Below are 19,885 nucleotides of genomic sequence, written 5' to 3'. Positions count from 1 at the left end.
CGTCACGGGTACGGTGCGGACCAGGGAGTGGCATGGGCGGATCGGTCGGTGTGCAGGCTGGCCGAGGACCTCGCCACCGTCGACATCCTCTCCGGCGGCCGGCTCAACCCCGGCGTCAGCGTCGGCCCGCCGATGCGCTGGGACGACGTCAAGGAGTCGCTGTACCCCGACACCGCCGACGCCGAGGACTTCAGCTACGAGCGCGTCGAGCGGCTGCTCCGGTTCGTCCGCGGCGAGCAGGCCGGCACCGTCCGCGGCCGCGAGGGCATCGAGGAGTGGTCCGACCGGGTGGAGCCGCACTCGCCCGGGCTGCAGCACCGCCTCTGGTACGGCGGCGCCAGCACCCGGTCGGCGCAGTGGGCGGGCGCGCACGGCATGGATTTCCTGACTAGCAGCGTGGTTAAAGCGGAAGACTCCGTCGACTTCGCCGAGATCCAGGCCGGGCAGATCCGCGCCTTCCGCGCCGCCTCGCCGGCGGGGGAGGCTGCCCGCGCCTCGCAGGGCCTCGTCGTCATCCCCACCGACTCGGCCACCGACGAGCAGCGGGCCAGGTATGCCGCCTACGTCGAGGCCCGCTCGTCGCGCGTCGGCGTCCCGCAGGGGCCCGGTCGGCTGCTGTTCGCGCCGGATCTGCTGGGCACCTCCGAGCAGATCGCCGAGGCGCTCTACGCGCACGCCGGCTTCCGCGAGGTGCGCGAAGTGGTCTTCGCGCTGCCGTTCAGCTTCGAGCACGAGGACTACGTGCAGATCCTCACCGACATCGCCACCCGCCTCGGGCCCGCGCTCGGCTGGGGCCCCGCCAACGGGTGATCAGCGTCAGGGGCGCGGGAGGCCTGCTGGGACGGCATCGGGCACACGTGGCCGATCCCCGCCGTCCGCCGATGTCGCACTGCACCGCGCTGCTCACCGGTAGAGATGCCCAGGAACCGACCTCGCCGTGCCAGGCTGGAGCCGTGGTCGACGACCTGCTCGTGGCGCGCAACCCTGACCCGGAGTCCACGCTGCCCTACCTGGTGCGCATCCCGCTCGGCCCGGCCGGCGTCGTCGTCAAGGCCAAGGAGCCGTGGCCGCGGACGGCCAAGGTCTACTGCCACCGGGCCGAGGCGTGGCCGGACGACGCGGAGATCGTGGAACGGCACGCGGTCCGGTCGTGCTCCCGCCGTGGTCCCGCGATCGACCTGGTGCTGGCCCGCGCGCGGGAGAACCGCTCGCAACTGGTCATCACCCAGGGGCGCGGGCGCGAGATGATCTTCTGGCAGTCGCCGCGGACGACGAAGCAGGCCCGCCCCGGTGCCCACCTGCCCACCGCCCGGGCCCACGGTCAGGTGCTCGACATCCTGGTCGACAGCGGCGAGAAGTACCCGTACGCGCTCGGTGCGCAGCAGGCCACCACCCGGCGGCAGCGGCTGGCCGCCGGGGACTACGCCGTCGAGCTCGACGGGGACGTGGTCGCCGCCGTCGAGAGGAAGACCCTTGAGGACCTCGCCGGCAGCCTGCTGTCGGGAAAGCTCACCTACGCCCTCGCCGAGCTGACGGCGCTGCCGCGCGCCGCCGTCGTGGTCGAGGACCGCTACAGCCGGCTGTTCAAGCTGCCGCACACGCCCGGCGCCCGGGTCGCCGAGGCGCTGGCCGAGGCCCAGGCCCGCTTTCCCTCGGTGCCGGTGGTCTTCTGCGAGACCCGGCCCCTGGCGCAGGAGTGGACCTACCGCTGGCTCGGCGCGTGCCTCGCCGAACTCGGCGCGGTGCGTGCCACCGAGGCGGTCGAGGGTTCGTTCGCCCCAGGCCGGCCGGTGCCGGCCCGGCCCGCCTCGCCTGCGGAGATCCGTGCTTGGGCGCGGACGCAGGGAATCGACGTCAGTGACCGTGGCCGGATACCGGCCGACCTCCTCCGTCGCTTCCACCGGTCGGCGGGCTGATCAAGGGAACTCGTGGCCGAGGGGCGACCAGGGCGAACGGATCCGCGAGCCCTCTACCAAGGGTGGTATCACTCCGGTATCATCGCGCCCATGGCCATGACCTTGCGCATCGACGACGAGCTGGAGAAGGCTCTCGCCGCCCTCGCTGAGGCGGAGGGCACCTCACGGCAGGAGATCGTTCGGCGTGCCGTCCTGGAGCGGCACGCGCGTAGCGGTCACGTCTCCCGGGTGCAGGAGAGCTCCGCGCGGCTTCTGGAGCAGTGGGGCGATGTCCTGCATCGCCTCGGTACGGCGTGAACGAGGTCGAGTACCTCGATCTCGAGGATCTGCTGTCTCTCACCCGAGCCCTGGAAGCGGGCCCGGTCAGGGACATCGGGCTCCTGGACTCCGCCGCCGGCCGCCCTCGTGCGCAGGCGCTCGGGCAGGACGCCTACGGAACGCTTCCGCTCAAGGCTGCGGCCCTCCTGCACTCGGTCGTCCGAAACCACGCGCTGGTCGACGGCAACAAGCGGCTCGGCTGGCTGGCCACGGTCGTCTTCCTCGACCTGAACGGCCACGCCCCAGACCTGGACGATGACGCAGCGTTCACGCTCGTGATGGACGTGGCGGCCGGCGGCGTCGACGTCGAGGCGATCGCTTCCCGCCTCAGGGTCGTTCGTCGCTGAGGCATCCTCTGGGGCAGGCGCGCAGCTCCCGCGGCTGGTGATGGGGTCAGGAGAGCTCCGGTGAGGCAGCAAGCGGAGTGCGGTTCGCCGATCTGCCATCGCACCAGGTTGCTCGCGAGGTGGCCGTGGGACGCGTGAGGCGGGAACGGACTGGCTCGGCCCGAAACCCCGGGTTTCGTCGCCCCGACGTGCCATGGTCCGCCTCGTCCGCACGCTCGGTCGACGTTCGGCCGCGAGCCCAGAGGAGCCGTCGTGACCGTTGCCGTCGTCGACGTGGAGACCACCGGCCTGCATCCCGTGACGGACCGGGTCGCGTCGCTCGGCGCCCGGGTGATCAGCGAGCCGGTGTTCTGGGAGTCGCTTCCGGTCGCGGGGGTGCGCGCGTGACCGCTCTCCTGTTCCCCGACGACCCGCAGTTCGCGTCGGCGGCCGAGCGGTTTCTGGTGGAATCCCTGCTGGAGCAGCTTCCCGACGACGCCGCGCTCTTCTGCAACGTCCGGCTGAGCGACGGGCAGCAGGACCGCGAGGCCGACGTCGTCGTCGCCTGGCCGGGCGTGGGCGTCGCCGTCGTCGAGGTCAAGGGCGGCCATGTCACGCTGCAGCGGGGGGAGTGGCGGCAGGGCGGGGACGGCACCGACCACGTCATCCACCCGGTCGACCAGGCCGTCGCCTGCAAGCACCTGCTGTGCGGTTACCTCGCCGATCACCCGCGCTGGTCCGCCGGCCGGCCCAGGTCCGCGCACCTCGTCGCGCTGCCGGCCACCACGCTGGCACCGGACTTCATGGCCCCCGGCCTCGCCCGCTGGATGGCGATCGACGCGACCGACGTCCCGCACGCCGCCGCCCGGATCAGGGCCGCGCTGGAGAAGGTCCGCGACGAGCCCGACCCGCCGACCGCCGAGGACGTCGAGGCCCTCGTCGACTGCCTGGCCGGCACGCTCATCCCGCAGCAGCACCTGCTCGCGCAGCTCGCCGAGCGCGAAGCCGCATGCGACCTGCTCACCCGGGACCAGGCCAAGGTCCTCGACCTGCTGGCGTCGTTCTCCCGGGTGGAGATCCGGGGCGGCGCAGGCTCCGGGAAGACGTGGCTGGCCGTCGAGAAGGCCCGCCGCCTCGCCGCGGACGGTCAGCGGGTCGCGGTCATGTGCTACTCGCGCGGCCTCGCCGAGTTCCTCAAGCGCCGCGTCGAGACGCTGCCCAAGCGGCAGCGACCGGCCTACGTCGGCACCTTCCACAACCTCGGCATCGGCTGGGGCGTCGAGCCGGGCTCGGACGACGACAGCGGCTACTGGGAGGAGTTCCTGCCCGCGGCGATGGTGACGCTCGCGGCGGAGCTCCCGGAGCGTGAGCGCTTCGACGCGATCGTCGTCGACGAGGGTCAGGACTTCGCCCAGAGCTGGTGGGACGCCGTCCTGGCGGCGCTGCGCGACCCCGACACGGGCTCGCTCTACGTCTTCTCCGACGAGGGGCAGCGCATCTTCGCCAGGCAGGGCCGGCCGACCGTCGACCTGATGCCGATCCCGCTCAACGAGAACCTGCGCAACACCAAGCAGATCGCCGGCACCTTCTCGAGCCTCGCGCCCGAGCAGATGAAGATCCGTGGCTCCTCCGGTGCGCCGGTGCGGTTCGTCCAGTGCGGCACGGAAAGCGCCGTCGGCGCGGCCGACGACGTCGCCGACGCGCTGCTCGAGGACGGCTGGCCGCCCGAGTCGGTGGCGCTGCTGACCACCCATCGGCGGCACAACGTGCAGAGGGAACGCCAGGAGGAGGGGCAGGACGCCTACTGGGCGACCTTCTGGCAGGACGACGACGTCTTCTACGGCCACGTGCTCGGTTTCAAGGGGCTGGAGCGGCCGGCCGTCGTGCTGGCCGTCAACGGTTTCCGGGACGAGTCCCGCGCCAGGGAGATGCTCTACGTCGCGCTGTCCCGCGCCCGCGACCTGCCGGTCGTCTGCGGGGACCTGGACCTGATCCGACGCGTCGGCGGCCCGGCCGTGGCGCAGCGCCTGTCGAGCAAGGAGGGAGACGGGCGCGGGCGATGAACCTCGCACAAGCCGTCGGGGTACGTGGGGACTCGGCGGCTTCTCAAGCGTCGTCGTCACGCCGGGAAAGGCGCACTACCTGCTCACGACCGCGTATCGGCTCCGGGTGACGGTCTCCATGTCGGCCTCCGCCAGGCTGACATCGCGGTCGAGATCGAGTGAAGCAGAGACGGATCGCTCGTCGTCTTCCCCGCAGAGGCTGCTTGCTCTAGTGCCGTGCCCGGCAACGTTCGCCCTGAAGGCGGCTTAGAAGACAGACATCACCCGCCGTCACATGGGGGTGAACATCCGCAAGTTCGTGGTCCAGGCGCACTTCCTCGATGAGTTGGTTCAGCTGGGCACGCCCCCCTGACGACGTCGACGAAGGTGGACCCGAAGCTCACTGCTGACTCATCACCTTGGTCAGCTTGTTGATCGAGTCCTCGATGCGACCGAGCGTCCCCGGGGCCGCCGCCTCGCTGTTCCTGAGTGCGGCCAGCGACAGGGTGTAAGTCAACGGCGGTAGCGCTCCGAACGGTCCTTCGCAGTCCACGGTGACTTTGTTGTCCTCGGGCAGTTGGCCACCGACGAAGTAGTCGGGAGACGTGCCCAGGTGGTACTTCATGCTTCGTCCAGGCGCTAGGAACGAGATGCCCTCGTCAAGTGCGGCGAAGGGCTCGACTGGACGACCTTGCCACCGAGACATCAGCGGCGGGTCAACTTGACCCGGACGTTATGGGCAATGGTCGAGCCGTGGTTCGTGACTGCAACTTGCAGCAGGTGCCCAGACCCCGGGCTGGGGACGACATCGGCGACGACGTAAGGCTGCGCCTGGTCCTGGCGCACCATCTCCTGCAGCTCGTTCTGTCGACGCGCGGCCTCGACCTGCTCGCGCGCTGAGTCGGCTGATTGCCTTGCCACGTCGACTTGCTCGCCTGCTCGCTCTGCCTGCACCTTGGCGGCGTCAGCAGACGCCTTCGCGCTGCGTGTTTGAGACCGGGCGAAAATCGCTGTGATGATGGCGACTACCAACGCCACGAGGGCGATCGCCGACGACACGATGGCTACAACTACTTCCCTATCCATGCCGAGGATCGTCACAGGTAACTCCGACAATCTCGCCACGCACGCGCGCCCAGTGCGCCATTACCACTGGGTAGGCCGGAGTTGAACGCGATCAGCAGGACGCGCTCGTCGAACTGCACCCGGCCAAGCATCGCCTCAACGACGTGCACGCCGACATGCTGACCGCCGGTGGAGCGCAGCTACTGCTGACCGCCGGCCCGGTCACGGTTCCGGCGCACATGCGCAAGCCGCTGCTGCGGCAGCGCACCGCCTCGATCCTGTGCAACGGCCCGGCCGACTACCCGCTCCTGACCATCTTCGACCGCTACGTCACCGCAGGCAGCTGACCGCGATGTCCGAGGACTGTCACCGTCACTGCCGGCGCCTAGGACACTGTCCCGTCCAGCTCGGCGCACGGCTCGCCAAGCTAGAAGAAGACGGCCTGCGCAATCGCGTCGGGGACGTCCCAGACGCTGAAGCTCTGAGCCTTGTGGCGCCGTTTCCATCGCGCGACCGCTTCCTCCGGAGTTCGGCCGTATGCAACACACTTCCCATGCGACGCTCGGTGCAACGGCAGGAAACGGACTGCGGTGACGTGGGGCTCAGGCCGCCGGCGGCGAAACAGCATGGCAGTGCTCCTCGTCAGATAGTCGGAAAGTTGCTCTTCGCGTAGGTCGCCACGGTGCGCATCCCCACCGCGTTGACCGTGGCGCCGACGCCCCCACCCACGAACGGCACGAGCTTGCCGAGGTTGACGACTCCCTTGGTGCCGGCCTTGGTGACGAGCCGGAAGCCGACCTTCTTGTTGATCTCGATGAGCACCTTGCCGGGCAGCTTCTTGAGTGCAGCCATCGCGGTTTTGGTGCCGAGCTCGACGCCGACCTTCGACGCGGCCGCGACACCGCCTGCGCCCAGAAGTGACAGCAGTACGACGCTCCGGACCTCGTCGGACTCGATGTCGTACCCGCGGAGATACGCGACGGCGGCGGCGCAGCGGCCGGCGTAGGCGTAGAACATCGCGATGTCGGTCGGGATCGCGACCGGCAGTGTGGCGATCCCGCCGAGCCCGGTGGCGAATCCCGTCGCCGTGACTACGCGCGCATGCGTGGCGATGACCTTCGCGATGGCCACCTCGACGTCGACGTGGTGGGCCCGGTGCTCCTCGGCGATCTCGCGGGCGCCCTTGAACCGACCGGCGCCGTCCACGCCGACGGAGAGGATGTTCGAGACCAGCTTCTCGGCGAGCTCGGCGCCCTTCCGACTCGTCTGGGTAGGCATCACCTCGCCTACCAGCTCATCGGTGTCGTAGTCCTCGACCACCTCGGTCTTGCGGATCAGCTGCATCGGTCTTCCTCCCCGTTCGGTCCCTCCACTCTTCGTCATCGACGACGAGAGAACCGGGACCGTGCCGCCGACACCGCCGCAGGAAGCGGCCCTTCTCACTGCCGTCACAGACGCCCCGCCAGCAGCCGCGGCGCATGTCCGGCGCAGCTGGTGCACGGCACGTTGGCTAGCGGGAAGGGTGGTTCGACGGCGGCGAGCGTCCCCTTGCCGCGTGAGGAGGCGAGACCGCGGAGGCGTCCAAGCGCGAGATTGCGGTGCATCCCCGGCGGCAGCGCAGCCGCGGGGCTGGACCCGACCGGCGGGGCGCATCCCGCGGCCATCCGCACCCCACGGGCCTCACGCGGCGCATGCGCGGCGCGGTCGGTGGCATTTCGCTGGCCGATCACGGAGTGTGCCGAGCCGTGAACGACTTCTTGACGCTCGTCGCTGTGGTCCTCGCCGCGTGGGCGCTGATCCGCCTCATCCGCTACATCCGCAAGGAGCGCTACTTCGCCAGCGAGGAGTTCGGGGCCCACAAGGCCGCTGTCGCCGCGGTGGTCGCCGAGCACAACGAAGTCAGCGCGTACACCGCCGACATCCGGTCCGGCGGCACGTTCCAAATCGGTGCGTCGACCACTGGGACCCAGGCGCACCTGGCGTCCTTTCAGAACACCAGCCAGTGGAACTACCGGCGCGACCGGAACCTGGCCAGCTACCAGGCCCGGAATGTGCACAACTGCTCCCTGCAGGTCGTCCGAAACGCCAGCGCGGACCCGCTGAAGTACGTGATGAAGTACTTCGGCATCCGGGCCGACGAGCCCAGCCTTGAGGAGGTCGAGCGCCTCGGCGAGAGCATCTCCCGCCTCGAGGCAGCCGTCGGCAACCTCCACGAGCGCGAGGCCGCCATCGCCGCGTCGATCGACCCGCCCAGCTTCATCCGTAAGCACTACTGGCGGGAGTTGATGGCGCAGGTCGGCGCGCACCTCGCGCCGATCTCCGTGCCCTACCCCGTCTACGTGTTCGAGTACGTCAGCGCCGGTGGCAACAGCTCGCAGAGGGCGACCGTCACGTTCAACGCTCCGGTCATCGACGCACTTGTCGAGACGCTCGGGCAGAAGATCCGCTGGAGGAGGAGCGCAGCCGGCCAGCGCGCCCTGATGACGACCAGGCTGCGCAATGACATCAAGGCGCGCGACAACTACACCTGCCAGCGCTGCGCCGTGTCCCTGGCAGACGAGCCCCACCTGCTGCTGGAAGTGGACCACATGATCCCGGTGTCGAAGGGTGGCCTGTCCACGCCGGAGAACCTCCAGACGTTGTGCTGGCGCTGCAATCGGTCGAAGGCCGCCAAGCTCGTCTGACACCGGGTCCCGAGCGCGGCCCGACCACCAAAGCCTCCGCGGCCTGGACCCACCTCGGTCCGGGCCGCAGCGCTGTGCCCACGTGGCGGCCGCCAGTCGCCGCAAGTCTCATGCTCGAGAGCGCCATCTCCGGGCTCGTACGTCGCCGGAAGTGTCCGTCGGCGGAGCGAAGTGTCCTTCCGCGGAACCGTTCGCCCCAGCAGTGTCCGTGGCCGGACGACGCGGGCAGTGTCCGTCGGCGGAGAGCCGCAGGTCGCGCGGGGACACTCTCGCCGGAATCCGCGCCTCGCCGACGACGACCCGCGAGGGCCGTATCCACAGCGCCTCCTTGACCAGCCGGTGCAGCGGGATCTCACCCGCGCCCTCGAGGTTGAGCTGGCGGGTCTGCATCGCCACGACGTCGGGCAGCGGCACCCAGAGGCGAATCCGTATCGACTGTCCCTAAGTGGGCCGCTCAGTGACACCCCAACGCCGCCGCCTGGCCGCATCAGCAGGGGGATCGTTGGCGGCCGGGGTACTGGCCCTCCGCAACCTCAGCTGCTGCGACCGCGGATACCTTGCCTGCATGCCGGTGTCCATGACGATCCGCGACGTCCCCGATGACGTCGCGGATGAGTTGGCGATGCGCGCGGCCCGAGCCGGTCAACCCCTGCATGAGTACCTGCGCAGCCAACTGGTGGCGCTCGCACGGCGCCCCGGCCCCGAACCGTTGTGGGACCGCGTGCAGCAGCGTGCGGTCGTCACCGGAAGCCGGTGGTCCGGTGACGCGATCCTCGAGCTGCGCGACGCCGACCGCAGGTGACCGTCGTGGTGATTGCCTCCGTCGTGGTCGCCGCTGTGGTCGACGGGGGCCCGCACGGCTCCTGAGCGCGCCGATGTGCCTCGGTGCGAGCATCACAGGCATGGCCGCCGACCGCAGGGAACTCGTCGAGCGGTATCTGCGCGGTGAGACCGACGTCGTCGAGGCCCGGGACGCCGCCAGCGTGGTCCTGCTCCGCGACGGTGCGACCGGCCCGGAGGTGTACCTGCTCCGGCGCCGTCCGACGATGGCCTTCGCTCCGGGGATGCACGTCTTCCCGGGCGGCTCGGTCGACCCGCGCGACCGCGAGGCCGCCGGGCACTGGGCCGGCCCGCCGCCCGCCGAGTGGGCGGAGGCGTTCTCCTGCGACCCCGGGCTGGCGACCGCGCTCGTCGCGGCGGCGGTCCGCGAGACGTTCGAGGAGTCCGGGGTCCTGCTCGCCGCGCACCGGAACGGGACACCCGTCGCCGACACGACGGGTGAGGACTGGGAGCGCGACCGACTGGCGCTCATCGAGGGCACGCTGGCCCTGAGCGACTTCCTGGCTGCACGCTCCCTGCTGCTGCGGGCCGACCTGCTGCGCCCCTGGGCGCACTGGATCACGCCCGAGTGGCAGATCCGCCGGTTCGACACTCGGTTCTTCCTCGCCGCGATCCCGGCCGGCCAGCGCACCCGCGACGTCGGCGGCGAGGCCGACCGGGTGACCTGGCTGCCGGTCGCCGAGGCGTTCCGGGGCTTCCGCGATAAGTCGCTGACCATGATGAACGCCACCGCGTCGACCCTGCGCGATCTCACCGCCCATCCCGACCTGGCCTCCGCGATGGCCGAGTCCCGCCGCATCCGGCCGATCATGAGTCGTCCGGTGCTCTCCGGCGGCCGCCTCGACTACCTGTACGACGGGGCTGACGGCCCGGCTCCGCTATCTGAGCTGGTCGAGCCGCTAGGGAATACGACGTCGACCTGAGCGGCGGCCTCCGAGTCGGTGACGCCGATCCACGAGCAGCCCCGCCCGCTGAGCGGCTCGGTCCTGGGTCCGGCCGACCGTGCCGATAGAGAAGAGGCAAGACCTCACCAAGTCAGGAAGCTCCCCGTGCCCAGGCCGACCGCACCACGGACCCGCTCCCGGTCGACGACCGCCCGCGGGTCCACCAAGCGCTCCACGAAGAGCTCCGGTCAGCGACGGCGGCCGGCCAGGCGGAGGACGGCGAAGAAGCGTCCGCGCTCCGGGCGCGCGGGCCGACTCCTCCTGCTCGCGGTGCTGGTGGTCGCCGGTGTCGTCGTGTGGCCGTCGGTCAAGCCGCACGTGTCGGCCCTGTCGGTCCTCGACTCGGTGCTCGCCGGCACGTCGCCGTCCGGGCCCACCTGGCCGCTGACCGGCGCGCCGGCGGGCACGGTCCCCGACCGCCCGGCGCTCGCCGTGAAGATCGAGAATTCCGCCGCCGCCCGCCCGCAGACCGGGCTCAGCGCCGCGGACATGGTCTGGGAGCAGGTCGTCGAGGGCGGCATCACCCGGTTCGTCGCCGTCTACCACTCCACGCTGCCGCCCGAGATCGGCCCCGTGCGGTCGATCCGGCCGATGGACCCCGCGATCGCCGCACCGCTCGGCGGGCTGCTCGCGTTCTCCGGCGGCGTGCCGGCCTACGTCAGCGCCGCTCGGGACGCCGGCCTGCAGGTGCTCCGTCAGGACTCCGGCGCCGACGGCTTCTTCCGGACGAGGACCCGCTCCGCGCCGCACAACGTCCACGCGGTGCCGCAAACCCTCCTCGACCAGGCCGACGCCACGCACCGCGCCTCGCCCGGCGCCCAGTTCGACCACGCTGCCACGGGAGGGCAGTCCACCGCCGTCGCCGCCGGGCAGCCGACGACCACGCTGGACCTCACGCTGTCCGGGATCAGCAGTCCCCAGTGGACCTGGAGCGCCGCGGATGGTCGCTGGCTGCGTGCTGAGGGGAGTACCCCGGCGGTCGAGGCGGACGGCGCGCGGATCGGCGCCACCAACGTCGTTGTGCTCCGCGTCGACGTCGTCCAGACGGAAGCCCGCGATCCGGCAGGCAACCCCGTTCCGGAGACGATCCTGACCGGCAGCGGGCCCGCCCTCGTCGCCTCCGGCGGGCACACGATCGAGGTGACCTGGTCCAAGCCGGCCGTCGGTGACAGGGTTGAGCTGATCGACGCGGACGGCGACCCCTTGACCCTGGCGCCCGGCACCACCTGGGTCGAGCTGGTCCCCAACTCCGGCGAGGTCGTCACCAGTTGAGCGGCGCGCCGCCGAGAACGCCGACCCGACCTATTGGCACAATAGGGGGCGTCACATACCTGTTTGTGCCAACGAGGGGATCGGCATGCTCACCGTCGACCAGGCCGCCGAGCGTCTCGGCGTCGAACCCAAGCAGGTCCGCCGGCTCATCAGCGCCGGGAAGCTCGCGGCACACCGGGTCGGCCGCACCCTCGTGCTCGACGAGGACGCGGTGGAGGGCCGCGCCCGCCTGCCCATCACCGCCGGTCGCGCCCTCGCCCCGCGGACCGCATGGGCCGCGCTCTGGCAGCTCTCCGGTGAGGATGTCGACTGGCTCCCGCCCGCCGAGCGCTCCCGGCTGCTGGCCCGCCTCCGGAGCTATGACGCCGAACGGCTGGTCGCCGCCTCCCGCGACCGCGCCGAGCGCCACGAGCTGCGCGTCCTGCCGGCCTACCGGGACCGGCTCCTCACCACCGACGGCGTCGTCCCCTCCGGCCTGACCGCCGCCGCTGCCGTCGGCGCCGACATCGTCGCCCCCGAGGCGGCGGCCGAGATGTACTGCACCGCCGGCACGTTCGCCGACCTGCGCCGGGAGTTCGGGCTGTCCGAGCGCGGCGAGGCCAACCTGGTCGTGCGCGTGCCCCGGTACGAGCAGCTGCAGCTGGCCGGCCGCACTCACATGCCGAGCGCGGTCGTCGCCGTCGACCTCGCCGAGTCACCCGACGTGCGCACCCGGCGGGCCGGCCTCGACCTGCTCACCGCCGCGCTGGGCGACCTTCCCCGGTGACCGCCGCAGGGTTACCGGAGCCGCGGGTCGAGCTGCCGGCGCTGGTCGGCCCGCTGGACACCCTCTGGGACCTCGTCCTCGACCTCGCCGAGCACCTGCCGCCCACCGGCTGGGTGCTCGTCGGCGGGCAGATGGTGATGCTGCACGGCCTGCTCGCCGGCCGGGTGGCGACGCGGGCCAGCCAGGACGTCGACGTCCTCGCCGACCTGCTCACCGACGCGGCCGGGCTGGCCCGGTGCGTGCGCGCGGTGCGGGGGCTGGACCTCGAACCGCAGCCGGACGCCGCCGGCAAGGTCTACCGCTTCGTCCGGGCCCGGGACCAGGCCCGCGCCGACATCCTCGCTCCGGATCACACCCCTCCGCGCCGGCGGCTGCGCACGGTCGGTGGGGACACCATCCGCATCGAGGGCGGTACCCAGGCCCTGCGCCGGGCGATGCCGGTGCACGTGATCAAGGGGAGGCGGACGGCGCTCGTCCCGGTGCCGGATCCGCTCGGCGCCCTGGTGCTCAAGGCCGCCGCCTGGGCGACCGACACCCGCGACCGCGAGCGGCACAGCGGCGACGCCGCGTTCCTGACCGGGCTGATCCCCGATCCGCTCGCCGAGCGCGACCGGTTCGCCGGCAGTGACCGCAAGCGGCTGCAGCGGCTCGACGAGGTGCTCGGGAATCCGGACGCTCCCGAGTGGCGCCGGCTCGGCGACGCCGCCGACGACGGCTACGCCACCTGGCGGCTGCTGCTGGGTTGATCGAGCATGACGGCCATGCCTGCCGATCGGACGGAGCTCGTCGAGCGGTACCTGCGCGGGGAGACCGACGTCGTCGAGCCCCGGGACGCCGCCAGCGTCGTCCTGCTCCGCGACGGTGCGGCCGGTCCGGAGGTCTACCTGCTCCGGCGCCGTCCCACGATGGCCTTCGCCGCCGGCATGCACGTCTTCCCGGGCGGCTCGGTCGACCTCCGCGACCGCGAGGCCGCCCAGCACTGGGCCGGCCCGCCGCCCGCCGAATGGGCCGAGGCGTTCTCCTGCGATGCCGAGCTGGCCGCCGCGCTCGTCGCGGCCGCCGTCCGCGAGACGTTCGAGGAGTCCGGGGTCCTGCTCGCCGCGCACCGGAACGGGACGCTGGTCGCCGACACGACGGGGGAGGAGTGGGAGCGCGACCGGCTGGCGCTCATCGACGGCGAGCTGGCCTTGAGCGACTTCCTGGCTGCACGCTCCCTGCTGCTGCGGGCCGACCTGCTGCGCCCCTGGGCGCACTGGATCACGCCCGAGTGGCAGAGCCGCCGGTTCGACACCCGGTTCTTCCTGGCCGCGCTCCCGGCCGGTCAGCGCACCCGGGACGTCGGCGGCGAGGCCGACCGGGTGGCCTGGCTGCCGGTCGCCGAGGCGTACCGCGGGTTCCGCGACGGCTCACTGACCATGATGAACGCCACCGCCTCCACCCTGCGCGACCTCACCGCCCATCCCGACGTGGCCTCCGCGATGGCCGCGCCGCGCCGCATCCGGCCGATCCTCGGCCGTCCGGTGCTCACCGACGGCCGGCTGGAGTACCTGTACGACGGGGACGACGGACCGGTTCCCCTGTCCGAGCTGGTCGAGCCACTCGCCGCACCCGGCGTCGACCCGGGCGCCCGCCCGTCCGAATCGCGATAGCGCCTGCGACGCTGGCCGGGTGCCGCCCGTCCGCAGCTCCGGCGTCCTGCTGTACCGCCGCACGGGCGGGCGGGTCGAGGTGCTGCTCGGGCATCTGGGCGGGCCGTTCTGGGCGAGGAAGGACGACGGCGCCTGGTCTATCCCCAAGGGGGAGCACGACGCGGACGAGGAGGCCGAAGCCGCCGCGCGCCGGGAGTTCGCCGAGGAGCTCGGCCACCCCGTGCCGGCGACGCACCTGCACCCGCTGGGTGAGGTGAGGGGCCGCAAGCTGCTCGCCGTCTGGGCGGCCGAGGGCGATCTGGACGCCGGCACCATCACCAGCAACACCTTCGCCCTCGAGTGGCCGCCGCGGTCGGGGCGGGTGCAGGAGTTCCCCGAGATCGACCGCGCCGCCTGGTACGACCTCGACACCGCCCGCGCGAAGCTGGTGAAGGCGCAGCTGCCCTTCCTCGAGCGGCTGGTCGCGCACCTCGCCGGCTGAGCGGCGTCGTCACAGCCGTCCCGTTGGTCACAGCCGACCTGGGCTTTCGGTGCGAACCCGGCGACAGGCCGGTCGAGATCCGCGATCCGGGCGGGTTCCCACGCAGGATCGGTCCTGTGAGCAAGCACCTCCTCGACGAGACGGCCGAGTTCAAGATGCCCCGGATCGGCCGGCACGCCGCTCCCGACACCGGCGAGCTGGCGGTGACCCAGCGGTTCGACGCCGGGTTCCAGCAGCCGCGTCCGATGCCCACCCCGCCCCGGACCGGGGACGCCGGAGCCCGTTGAGCCCCGGCGCACCCGAGATTTACAGCGCGTCCTGCGGGTCCGGCGGAGGCGCGGCGGCAGGTCCGGCGGTCACCCCGGCGGTGCGCAACGCCGCGAGCTCCGCTGGGCCCAGCCCCAGGTCGGCGGCGAGCACCGCGTCGGTGTCCGCGCCGACCTCCGCCGGACCGGGGCGGCCGATCCGCGTGCCGCCGTCCCGGAACGACGGGTAGACACCGGTCATCGCCAGCGGTCCGAGGTCCGGGTCGTCGACGGTGACGATCGATCCCCGGTGCCGCACCTGCGGGTTGTCGAGCATCGTCGCGACGCTCTCCAGCGGCCCGACCGCGCAGCCGCCCGCGGTGAGGTCGGCGATCGCATCGTCGCGGTCGCGGGTCCGGCACCACGCGGCGATCAGGTCGTCGAGCTCCTGCACGTGCTGCACGCGGTCGGCGTTGGTGGCGAACCGCGGGTCCGCGGCCAGCGCGTCGCCGCCGATGGTCCGCAGCACGTGCTGCGCCATCGGCTGGGTGCTGCCCGACAGGGCGATCCACAGCCCGTCCCGGCACTGGTAGCTGCCGCGCGGCGCGGCCGGCCCGTACCGGTTGCCGGTGCGGCCGTGCTCGGAGCCGGTCTGCTGGTACTCCAGCACGTTGATCTCGACCAGCTTCAGCGCCGCCTCGTAGATCGCCAGGTCGATGGTGTCGCCGGTGCCGGTCGCCTGCCGGCGCATGAGGGCGGCGAGGACGGCGGTCGCCCCGAGGTTGCCGGCCATGATGTCGGCCAGCGGATAGGCCGGCAGCAGCGGCGGCCGGTCCTCGTACCCGGACACCGAGGCCAGCCCGGCCAGCGCCTCGGCGAGCGTGCCGAAGCCGGGCCGGTCGCGGTACGGACCGTCCTGCCCGTACGCCGTCACCCGCAGCACGACCAGCCGCGGGTTCGCCGCGCGGAGGTCCGCCGGGTCCAGCCCCCAGCGCTCCAGCGTGCCCGGGCGGAAGTTCTCCACCAGGACGTCGAACGACCGGATCCACCGCAGCACCAGCTCGCGGCCCTCGCGCCGGCGCAGGTCCAGCGCCACCGACCGCTTCCCCCGCGACAGTGCCTTCCAGTACAGGCCCTGGCCGTCCTTCTGCCGGCCGAAGCGGCGGACGAAGTCCCCGGTGCCCGGCATCTCCACCTTGACGACGTCGGCGCCGTAGTCGCCCAGGATGGTCGCCGCGGTGGGGGCGGCGATCATCGTGGAGAGGTCCAGCACGCGGACCCCGTCGAGCAGCGGGGACGGCGCGCTCATGCGGGCACCAGGAAGCCGAGCGCGATGATGATCGGCATCGCCACGACCGAGGCCAGCGCCGTCACGAACGTCAGCGCCTTCAGCGCGCCCTGGGTCGAGATGCCCAGCAGGCTCTGGAACATCCAGAAGAAGTTGCTGTTCACCTGCAGCGCGAACAGCGCGCCGGCGCCGATGGCGAGGCCGACGACGACGGGCGCGACGTCCAGCGAGCCGAGCACCGGCGCGAGGATGCCGGCGGCCGCGATCGCCGCCACCGAGATGGAGCCGATCGCGAAGTGCAGCAGCGCGGCGATCAGCCAGGCCAGCAGCAGGGTGAGGATCACCGAGGTGCCGGTCGAGGCGGAGAACAGGTCGCCGAGCACCTGGTCGAGCGTCGTCTCGCCGATGACCGCGCCCAGCGATCCACCGATGCCGGTGATCAACAGGATCTGGCCGGTGGTGCTCAGCCCGGTGGTCACGGCGTCGTCGGTGCGGTCGCGGCCGAGGGTCCGGCGGGCCAGCACGTAGGCGCCCACCATGCCCAGGAACAGCGCGAACACCGGGTTGCTGACGAATGCGATGACGGAGTTGTCCACCTCGACCGCCGAGGCGATCGCACCGCTGGCGATGAGCAGCAGCGGCACGATGACCGGCAGCAGCGAGATGCCCAGCGGCGGCATCGCGGCCGCGTGCTCCTCGTCCTGCTCCTCGGCCGCCTGCTCCGCGTCGCGCAGCGCCTGGGTCTCGTGCTCGTCGTTCGCGGGCGTCCAGAAGCCCCGCCGCAGGACCAGGCTGAACAGGAACGTGGTGACCACCGCGGTCACCGGCCCGACGATCAGGCCGAAGATCAGCATGGTGCCGAGCGGGATGTCGAGCAGGCCGGCGATCGACAGGGTCCCGAGCCCCGGGACGACGAAGACGTAGCCGACGAGGATGCCCGCGCTGAGCGACCCGGCGAGCAGGGGGAGGCCGCCCCGGCCGATGTGCGGGGCCGCCGAGCGGGCCAGTGGCGAGGCCAGCACCAGCTGGACGTCGACGTAGATGGAGGGGAACAGCGTGGTCAGCGCGGCGCTCATCGCGTAGGGCAGCCGCTTGGCCCCGAGCAGCCGGAGCAGGAGGGCGACGAACTTCTGCAGGGCGCCGAGCGCGTACAGCAGCGCCCCGAGCAGCACGCCGAAGCCGATCAGCAGCCCGACCTCGGCCATGATCTCGCCGAACCCGACGGCGATGACCTCGACCGTCTCGGCCAGCCCGATGCCCCCCGCGATCCCGAGGTAGAGCGAGCCCAGCACCAGGGCGATGACGGGCTCGACCTTGAGCGCGATGATCAGCAGCAGAACACCCAGGATGGCGATGCTCGCGTGCAGGATGATCATGGCGATCTCCGTCCCGGGGCCATCCCCGGGGTGATGGCCGTGATACGACGGTGATGATGTGACCACGGTCAGCCGTCGCCCGCCAGGGGGCCGACCTGGCGCACGTCCGTGGCGATGCCGTCCCGCGCCGTGCCCAGGTCATGGGTCGAGGTGCGGCCGGAGCGGCCACGCGCCGGCGACTCCGCTCCGCGGCTCCTCGCCGCGCGCGAGACGTGTGCCCCACTCACGAGCGGTGCCCTGTGCCGGTGGAGCGACTACGACGAGCGACGCCGCGCAGGAGACCGGGGATCCGGACGCCGCAACCCCTCCTCTCCCCGGGAACTCGCTGGCAGCTTCCCGTGCGTTCTCGGGGGACCTCGACGCAAGGGAGAGACGGATGAAGTGCAGCAGGGTGGCGGTCGGTGCGGCCGCCATGGCGCTGGTGGCGGTGACACCGGCGACGGCGAGCGCGCACGGCGGGCAGGGGCACGGGGGCCGGGACGGTGGCGATCGGCAGCCGATCACGACCGTGGCCGGCGAGCTCGAGGGGCCGCGTCAGCTGAGCGAGTTCAAGGGCGACCGGCTCCTGGTGGCGGAGGCCGACAGCGGGGAGGTGTCGTCGGTGGACCTGCGGCGCGGCCGGGTCGAGACGCTGCTCACCGGACTGGGCAACGTCCAAGGTGTGGACTACCAGCACGGGCGGTTCTACGTCGCCGTCGGTGAGGCGCCGCCGGACGAAGGTGCAGCGCCGGACGAAGGTGCAGCGCCGGACGAAGGTGCAGCGCCGGACGAAGGTGCAACCCTGGAGGAGGGCACGCCGACGGAGGACGGCACGTCGGCGCCCAGCCAGGTGCTGCTCGAGATCAAGCGGAACGGCGAGATCGTCCGCTCCTGGGACCTCCTGCAGTACGAACTGGACACCAACCCCGACGGGCAGGTCTACGAGGAGGACGGCGTGCCGGTCGAGGACGCCATCTCCAACCCCTTCTCGGTGCTCGCCCAGAAGGACCGGATCCTCGTCAGCGACGCCGGCGCGAACGCCGTCCTGTCCATCGACCTGCGGAGCGGGGACATCAGCCCCTTCTTCGTGCCCGGGGTGATCACCGACGGGGAGTGCGACGGTCTCCCGAACAACGGGAAGACGGTCGGGTGCGACCCGGTCCCCACGGAGATCACGGAGGGACCGCGCGGGCTGATCTACGTGGGGGCGCTGGGTAGCGAGGTTCCCGGGGCAGGGCGGGTCTACGTGCTGAACCGGCACGGCAAGCTCGTCGACACGATCACCGACCTCGACTCGGTCACCGGCGTGGCGGTCGACCGCCGGGGCACGGTCTACGCGTCGAACGTGCTCGAGGGCGCGCCCGCCGGGCCGCCGCCCGAGCAGGAAGGTGCGCAGCAACCTGCGGAGGACGGTGCTGGGTCGTCCGCGGAGGTGGGTGCGGAGCAGCCTGCGGATGGGGGTGCGGAGGACGGTGCTGGGTCGTCCGCGGAGTTCGACCCGGCCACGGTCGGGGAGGTGACCCGGATCCGGCCGGGCGGTGAGCGCGACACCGCCCAGGTGACCATGCCGACCGGACTGGAGATCGAGGGCGGCACGCTCTACGCCTCCGCGTGGAGCATCGCCGGCTTCGTCCTGCCGCCGGAAGAGCTGCCTGCCGGTCAGGTGCAGCGGATCGGCGACCGGGCGTTCACCGAGCCGGCCTCCTGACCGGCTGACCCGCACGACACCGCCCCGGGCCCGAGCAGGCCCGGGGCGGTGTCGTGTGGTGCAGTCAGGCCGTTCCCTCCGCAGCGATCAGGTCGGTGACCTCCTGCGGAGGCGTCGAGCAGTCGTCGCCGGAGGGCTCCTGCTCCGACGCCAGCCCCGTGACGCCGGCGTCCTCGACCGGGGTGAAGCCCAGCCGGTCGAGGTGGGCGGGCACCCGCGCCTGGGCGTTGAGCACGTGCGAGCGGGACAGCCAGCCCAGCCCGTCCTCCACCTGGAAGTCCATGCCCCCGCCGGGCGCGCGGCGGACGTGCCCGGGGGACGGCAGCAGGCCGACCAGCATCACGGCCTGCTCGGCCGACAGCTCCGCCGGCGGCGAGTCGAAGTAGTACCAGCCGGCCGCGCAGACGCCGTAGATCGTGGGCCCGAACTGCGCGTAGTTGACGTAGAGCTCCAGCATCCGGCGGTCGTCGACGAAGGCGGCGAGCTCCACGGACAGGGCGGCCTCGACCGCCTTGCGCCAGGCGCTCAGCTCCTGGTTGAGGAACAGGTTCTTGGCCACCTGCTGCGGGATCGTCGACCCCGACGGGTCCTCGTCGCCGGAGAGATGAGCCGCCGCCCGGCTCCACAGCGCATCCCACTCGAACGCTCCGTCGCGGTAGGGGAGCGCGGCGTCCTCGTGCGCGATGACGGCGGCCAGGACGTTCCGCGAGACGTGCTCGACCGGCACCGACTGCTGCACGGCACCGTCGGGGTTGGCCAGCATGAAGGCCGTCGTCGGCGGGTCCACCCAGCGCAGCGACAGCACCACCAGGGCCTGGACGATGCCGAGCACCGCCAGCACGCGGACGACGCGGCCCAGCAGCCGGCGGCGGCGCCGCGGCGCGCGGGCACGGAGCCCACGACGGCCCCGGCGGCCACGCTCCGGCGGAAGCGGGCGCTCGGGGGGCGCCGGCGGGAACGGGCCCCCGGGCGGGGCCGTCGGGTAC

Annotated in this window: 23 protein-coding genes; 17 read left to right on the top strand and 6 right to left on the bottom strand. The window is 72.2% G+C overall.

All coding sequences use genetic code 11. From position 1 onward, the window contains the following. Nucleotides 1-48: 48 nt before the first annotated feature. The 6 genes from ACI791_RS10510 to ACI791_RS10485 all read left to right on the top strand — a co-directional run bounded on the left by ACI791_RS10510 (nucleotide 49) and on the right by ACI791_RS10485 (nucleotide 4,623). Complete coding sequence (locus tag ACI791_RS10510; RefSeq protein WP_456585998.1) at nucleotides 49-810, top strand: LLM class flavin-dependent oxidoreductase; 762 nt, start codon at nucleotides 49-51, stop codon at nucleotides 808-810. Between the two features lie 143 nt (nucleotides 811-953). Further along, nucleotides 954-1,916, top strand: a complete 963-nt coding sequence (locus ACI791_RS10505; protein WP_456585997.1) for an Lsr2 family DNA-binding protein — start codon at nucleotides 954-956, stop codon at nucleotides 1,914-1,916. Nucleotides 1,917-2,006: 90 nt separating this feature from the next. Continuing rightward, nucleotides 2,007-2,213 carry a ribbon-helix-helix protein, CopG family gene (locus ACI791_RS10500; protein ID WP_456585996.1) on the top strand — a complete coding sequence of 69 codons (207 nt, stop codon included), beginning with the start codon at nucleotides 2,007-2,009 and terminating at the stop codon, nucleotides 2,211-2,213. Beyond that, nucleotides 2,210-2,581 (top strand): type II toxin-antitoxin system death-on-curing family toxin, encoded by a 372-nt coding sequence (locus ACI791_RS10495; protein ID WP_456585995.1) that lies wholly within the window; start codon nucleotides 2,210-2,212, stop codon nucleotides 2,579-2,581. Before ACI791_RS10500 ends, ACI791_RS10495 begins: the two co-directional genes overlap by 4 nt. A gap of 252 nt (nucleotides 2,582-2,833) precedes the next feature. Beyond that, entirely contained in the window at nucleotides 2,834-2,968 is a 135-nt protein-coding gene (locus ACI791_RS10490) for a hypothetical protein (protein ID WP_456585994.1), read from the top strand. Next, entirely contained in the window at nucleotides 2,965-4,623 is a 1,659-nt protein-coding gene (locus ACI791_RS10485) for an NERD domain-containing protein (RefSeq protein WP_456585993.1), read from the top strand. Before ACI791_RS10490 ends, ACI791_RS10485 begins: the two co-directional genes overlap by 4 nt. Before the next feature lie 379 nt (nucleotides 4,624-5,002). On the opposite strand, the gene ACI791_RS10480 is transcribed toward ACI791_RS10485, so the two are convergent. Together ACI791_RS10480 and ACI791_RS10475 are read right to left on the bottom strand one after the other, a co-directional pair. Further along, nucleotides 5,003-5,227, bottom strand: coding sequence for a hypothetical protein (locus ACI791_RS10480; RefSeq protein WP_456585992.1), 225 nt, complete (start codon nucleotides 5,225-5,227; stop codon nucleotides 5,003-5,005). Nucleotides 5,228-5,307: 80 nt separating this feature from the next. Next, nucleotides 5,308-5,703: a hypothetical protein gene (locus tag ACI791_RS10475; RefSeq protein WP_456585991.1), complete on the bottom strand. Its 396-nt coding sequence runs from the start codon at nucleotides 5,701-5,703 to the stop codon at nucleotides 5,308-5,310. Nucleotides 5,704-5,831: 128 nt separating this feature from the next. Here ACI791_RS10475 and ACI791_RS10470 point away from each other — a divergent pair, with 128 nt between their 5' ends. Next, the gene (locus ACI791_RS10470) at nucleotides 5,832-6,014 is read left to right on the top strand and encodes a hypothetical protein (protein WP_456585990.1); all 183 of its coding nucleotides are present in this window, start codon (nucleotides 5,832-5,834) and stop codon (nucleotides 6,012-6,014) included. 295 nt (nucleotides 6,015-6,309) lie between these two features. Here ACI791_RS10470 and ACI791_RS10465 read toward each other — a convergent pair whose 3' ends face one another. Next, complete coding sequence (locus ACI791_RS10465; protein ID WP_116451168.1) at nucleotides 6,310-7,011, bottom strand: EcsC family protein; 702 nt, start codon at nucleotides 7,009-7,011, stop codon at nucleotides 6,310-6,312. 401 nt (nucleotides 7,012-7,412) lie between these two features. Here ACI791_RS10465 and ACI791_RS10460 point away from each other — a divergent pair, with 401 nt between their 5' ends. The 9 genes from ACI791_RS10460 (at nucleotide 7,413) to ACI791_RS10420 (ending at nucleotide 14,590) form a co-directional block, all read left to right on the top strand. Continuing rightward, nucleotides 7,413-8,351 carry an HNH endonuclease gene (locus ACI791_RS10460; protein ID WP_456585989.1) on the top strand — a complete coding sequence of 313 codons (939 nt, stop codon included), beginning with the start codon at nucleotides 7,413-7,415 and terminating at the stop codon, nucleotides 8,349-8,351. A 565-nt stretch (nucleotides 8,352-8,916) separates the two neighbouring features. After that, nucleotides 8,917-9,153: a FitA-like ribbon-helix-helix domain-containing protein gene (locus tag ACI791_RS10455; protein WP_456585988.1), complete on the top strand. Its 237-nt coding sequence runs from the start codon at nucleotides 8,917-8,919 to the stop codon at nucleotides 9,151-9,153. A gap of 100 nt (nucleotides 9,154-9,253) precedes the next feature. Further along, nucleotides 9,254-10,114, top strand: a complete 861-nt coding sequence (locus tag ACI791_RS10450) for an NUDIX hydrolase (RefSeq protein WP_456585987.1) — start codon at nucleotides 9,254-9,256, stop codon at nucleotides 10,112-10,114. A 126-nt stretch (nucleotides 10,115-10,240) separates the two neighbouring features. Further along, nucleotides 10,241-11,407: a DUF3048 domain-containing protein gene (locus ACI791_RS10445; protein WP_456585986.1), complete on the top strand. Its 1,167-nt coding sequence runs from the start codon at nucleotides 10,241-10,243 to the stop codon at nucleotides 11,405-11,407. 85 nt (nucleotides 11,408-11,492) lie between these two features. Continuing rightward, entirely contained in the window at nucleotides 11,493-12,173 is a 681-nt protein-coding gene (locus ACI791_RS10440) for a helix-turn-helix domain-containing protein (protein WP_456585985.1), read from the top strand. Continuing rightward, nucleotides 12,170-12,919, top strand: coding sequence for a hypothetical protein (locus ACI791_RS10435; RefSeq protein ID WP_456585984.1), 750 nt, complete (start codon nucleotides 12,170-12,172; stop codon nucleotides 12,917-12,919). The genes ACI791_RS10440 and ACI791_RS10435 overlap by 4 nt, the downstream gene beginning before the upstream one ends. A gap of 15 nt (nucleotides 12,920-12,934) precedes the next feature. Beyond that, nucleotides 12,935-13,822 (top strand): NUDIX hydrolase, encoded by an 888-nt coding sequence (locus tag ACI791_RS10430; protein ID WP_456585983.1) that lies wholly within the window; start codon nucleotides 12,935-12,937, stop codon nucleotides 13,820-13,822. 19 nt (nucleotides 13,823-13,841) lie between these two features. After that, nucleotides 13,842-14,303, top strand: a complete 462-nt coding sequence (locus tag ACI791_RS10425; RefSeq protein ID WP_456585982.1) for an NUDIX domain-containing protein — start codon at nucleotides 13,842-13,844, stop codon at nucleotides 14,301-14,303. A 116-nt stretch (nucleotides 14,304-14,419) separates the two neighbouring features. Beyond that, entirely contained in the window at nucleotides 14,420-14,590 is a 171-nt protein-coding gene (locus ACI791_RS10420) for a hypothetical protein (RefSeq protein WP_456585981.1), read from the top strand. A 19-nt stretch (nucleotides 14,591-14,609) separates the two neighbouring features. Here the strand turns inward: ACI791_RS10420 and ACI791_RS10415 are convergent, their stop codons facing one another. Together ACI791_RS10415 and ACI791_RS10410 are read right to left on the bottom strand one after the other, a co-directional pair. After that, entirely contained in the window at nucleotides 14,610-15,857 is a 1,248-nt protein-coding gene (locus ACI791_RS10415; protein ID WP_456585980.1) for a CaiB/BaiF CoA transferase family protein, read from the bottom strand. Then, nucleotides 15,854-17,212: a GntP family permease gene (locus ACI791_RS10410; protein WP_456585979.1), complete on the bottom strand. Its 1,359-nt coding sequence runs from the start codon at nucleotides 17,210-17,212 to the stop codon at nucleotides 15,854-15,856. The genes ACI791_RS10415 and ACI791_RS10410 overlap by 4 nt, the downstream gene beginning before the upstream one ends. A gap of 376 nt (nucleotides 17,213-17,588) precedes the next feature. Between ACI791_RS10410 and ACI791_RS10405 the strand changes: the two genes are divergently transcribed. Then, a complete protein-coding gene (locus tag ACI791_RS10405) occupies nucleotides 17,589-18,899 on the top strand; it encodes a ScyD/ScyE family protein (protein WP_456585978.1) in 1,311 nt (436 codons plus the stop codon). A gap of 64 nt (nucleotides 18,900-18,963) precedes the next feature. On the opposite strand, the gene ACI791_RS10400 is transcribed toward ACI791_RS10405, so the two are convergent. Further along, nucleotides 18,964-19,740: a biosynthetic peptidoglycan transglycosylase gene (locus tag ACI791_RS10400; RefSeq protein WP_456585977.1), complete on the bottom strand. Its 777-nt coding sequence runs from the start codon at nucleotides 19,738-19,740 to the stop codon at nucleotides 18,964-18,966. Nucleotides 19,741-19,885 lie beyond the last annotated feature (145 nt).

This window comes from Blastococcus sp. SYSU DS0973 (genome assembly GCF_054051055.1).
This window is presented reverse-complemented; position numbering and strand designations above follow the sequence as displayed.

Excerpts from the sequence above, each read along its gene's own strand:
- ACI791_RS10500 (WP_456585996.1), top strand. The coding sequence starts at position 2,007 with ATGGCCATGACCTTGCGCATCGACGACGAGCTGGAGAAGGCTCTCGCC.
- ACI791_RS10480 (WP_456585992.1), bottom strand. The coding sequence starts at position 5,227 with ATGAAGTACCACCTGGGCACGTCTCCCGACTACTTCGTCGGTGGCCAA.
- ACI791_RS10465 (WP_116451168.1), bottom strand. The coding sequence starts at position 7,011 with ATGCAGCTGATCCGCAAGACCGAGGTGGTCGAGGACTACGACACCGAT.
- ACI791_RS10455 (WP_456585988.1), top strand. The coding sequence starts at position 8,917 with ATGCCGGTGTCCATGACGATCCGCGACGTCCCCGATGACGTCGCGGAT.
- ACI791_RS10450 (WP_456585987.1), top strand. The coding sequence starts at position 9,254 with ATGGCCGCCGACCGCAGGGAACTCGTCGAGCGGTATCTGCGCGGTGAG.
- ACI791_RS10440 (WP_456585985.1), top strand. The coding sequence starts at position 11,493 with ATGCTCACCGTCGACCAGGCCGCCGAGCGTCTCGGCGTCGAACCCAAG.
- ACI791_RS10430 (WP_456585983.1), top strand. The coding sequence starts at position 12,935 with ATGCCTGCCGATCGGACGGAGCTCGTCGAGCGGTACCTGCGCGGGGAG.
- ACI791_RS10415 (WP_456585980.1), bottom strand. The coding sequence starts at position 15,857 with ATGAGCGCGCCGTCCCCGCTGCTCGACGGGGTCCGCGTGCTGGACCTC.
- ACI791_RS10410 (WP_456585979.1), bottom strand. The coding sequence starts at position 17,212 with ATGATCATCCTGCACGCGAGCATCGCCATCCTGGGTGTTCTGCTGCTG.
- ACI791_RS10405 (WP_456585978.1), top strand. The coding sequence starts at position 17,589 with ATGAAGTGCAGCAGGGTGGCGGTCGGTGCGGCCGCCATGGCGCTGGTG.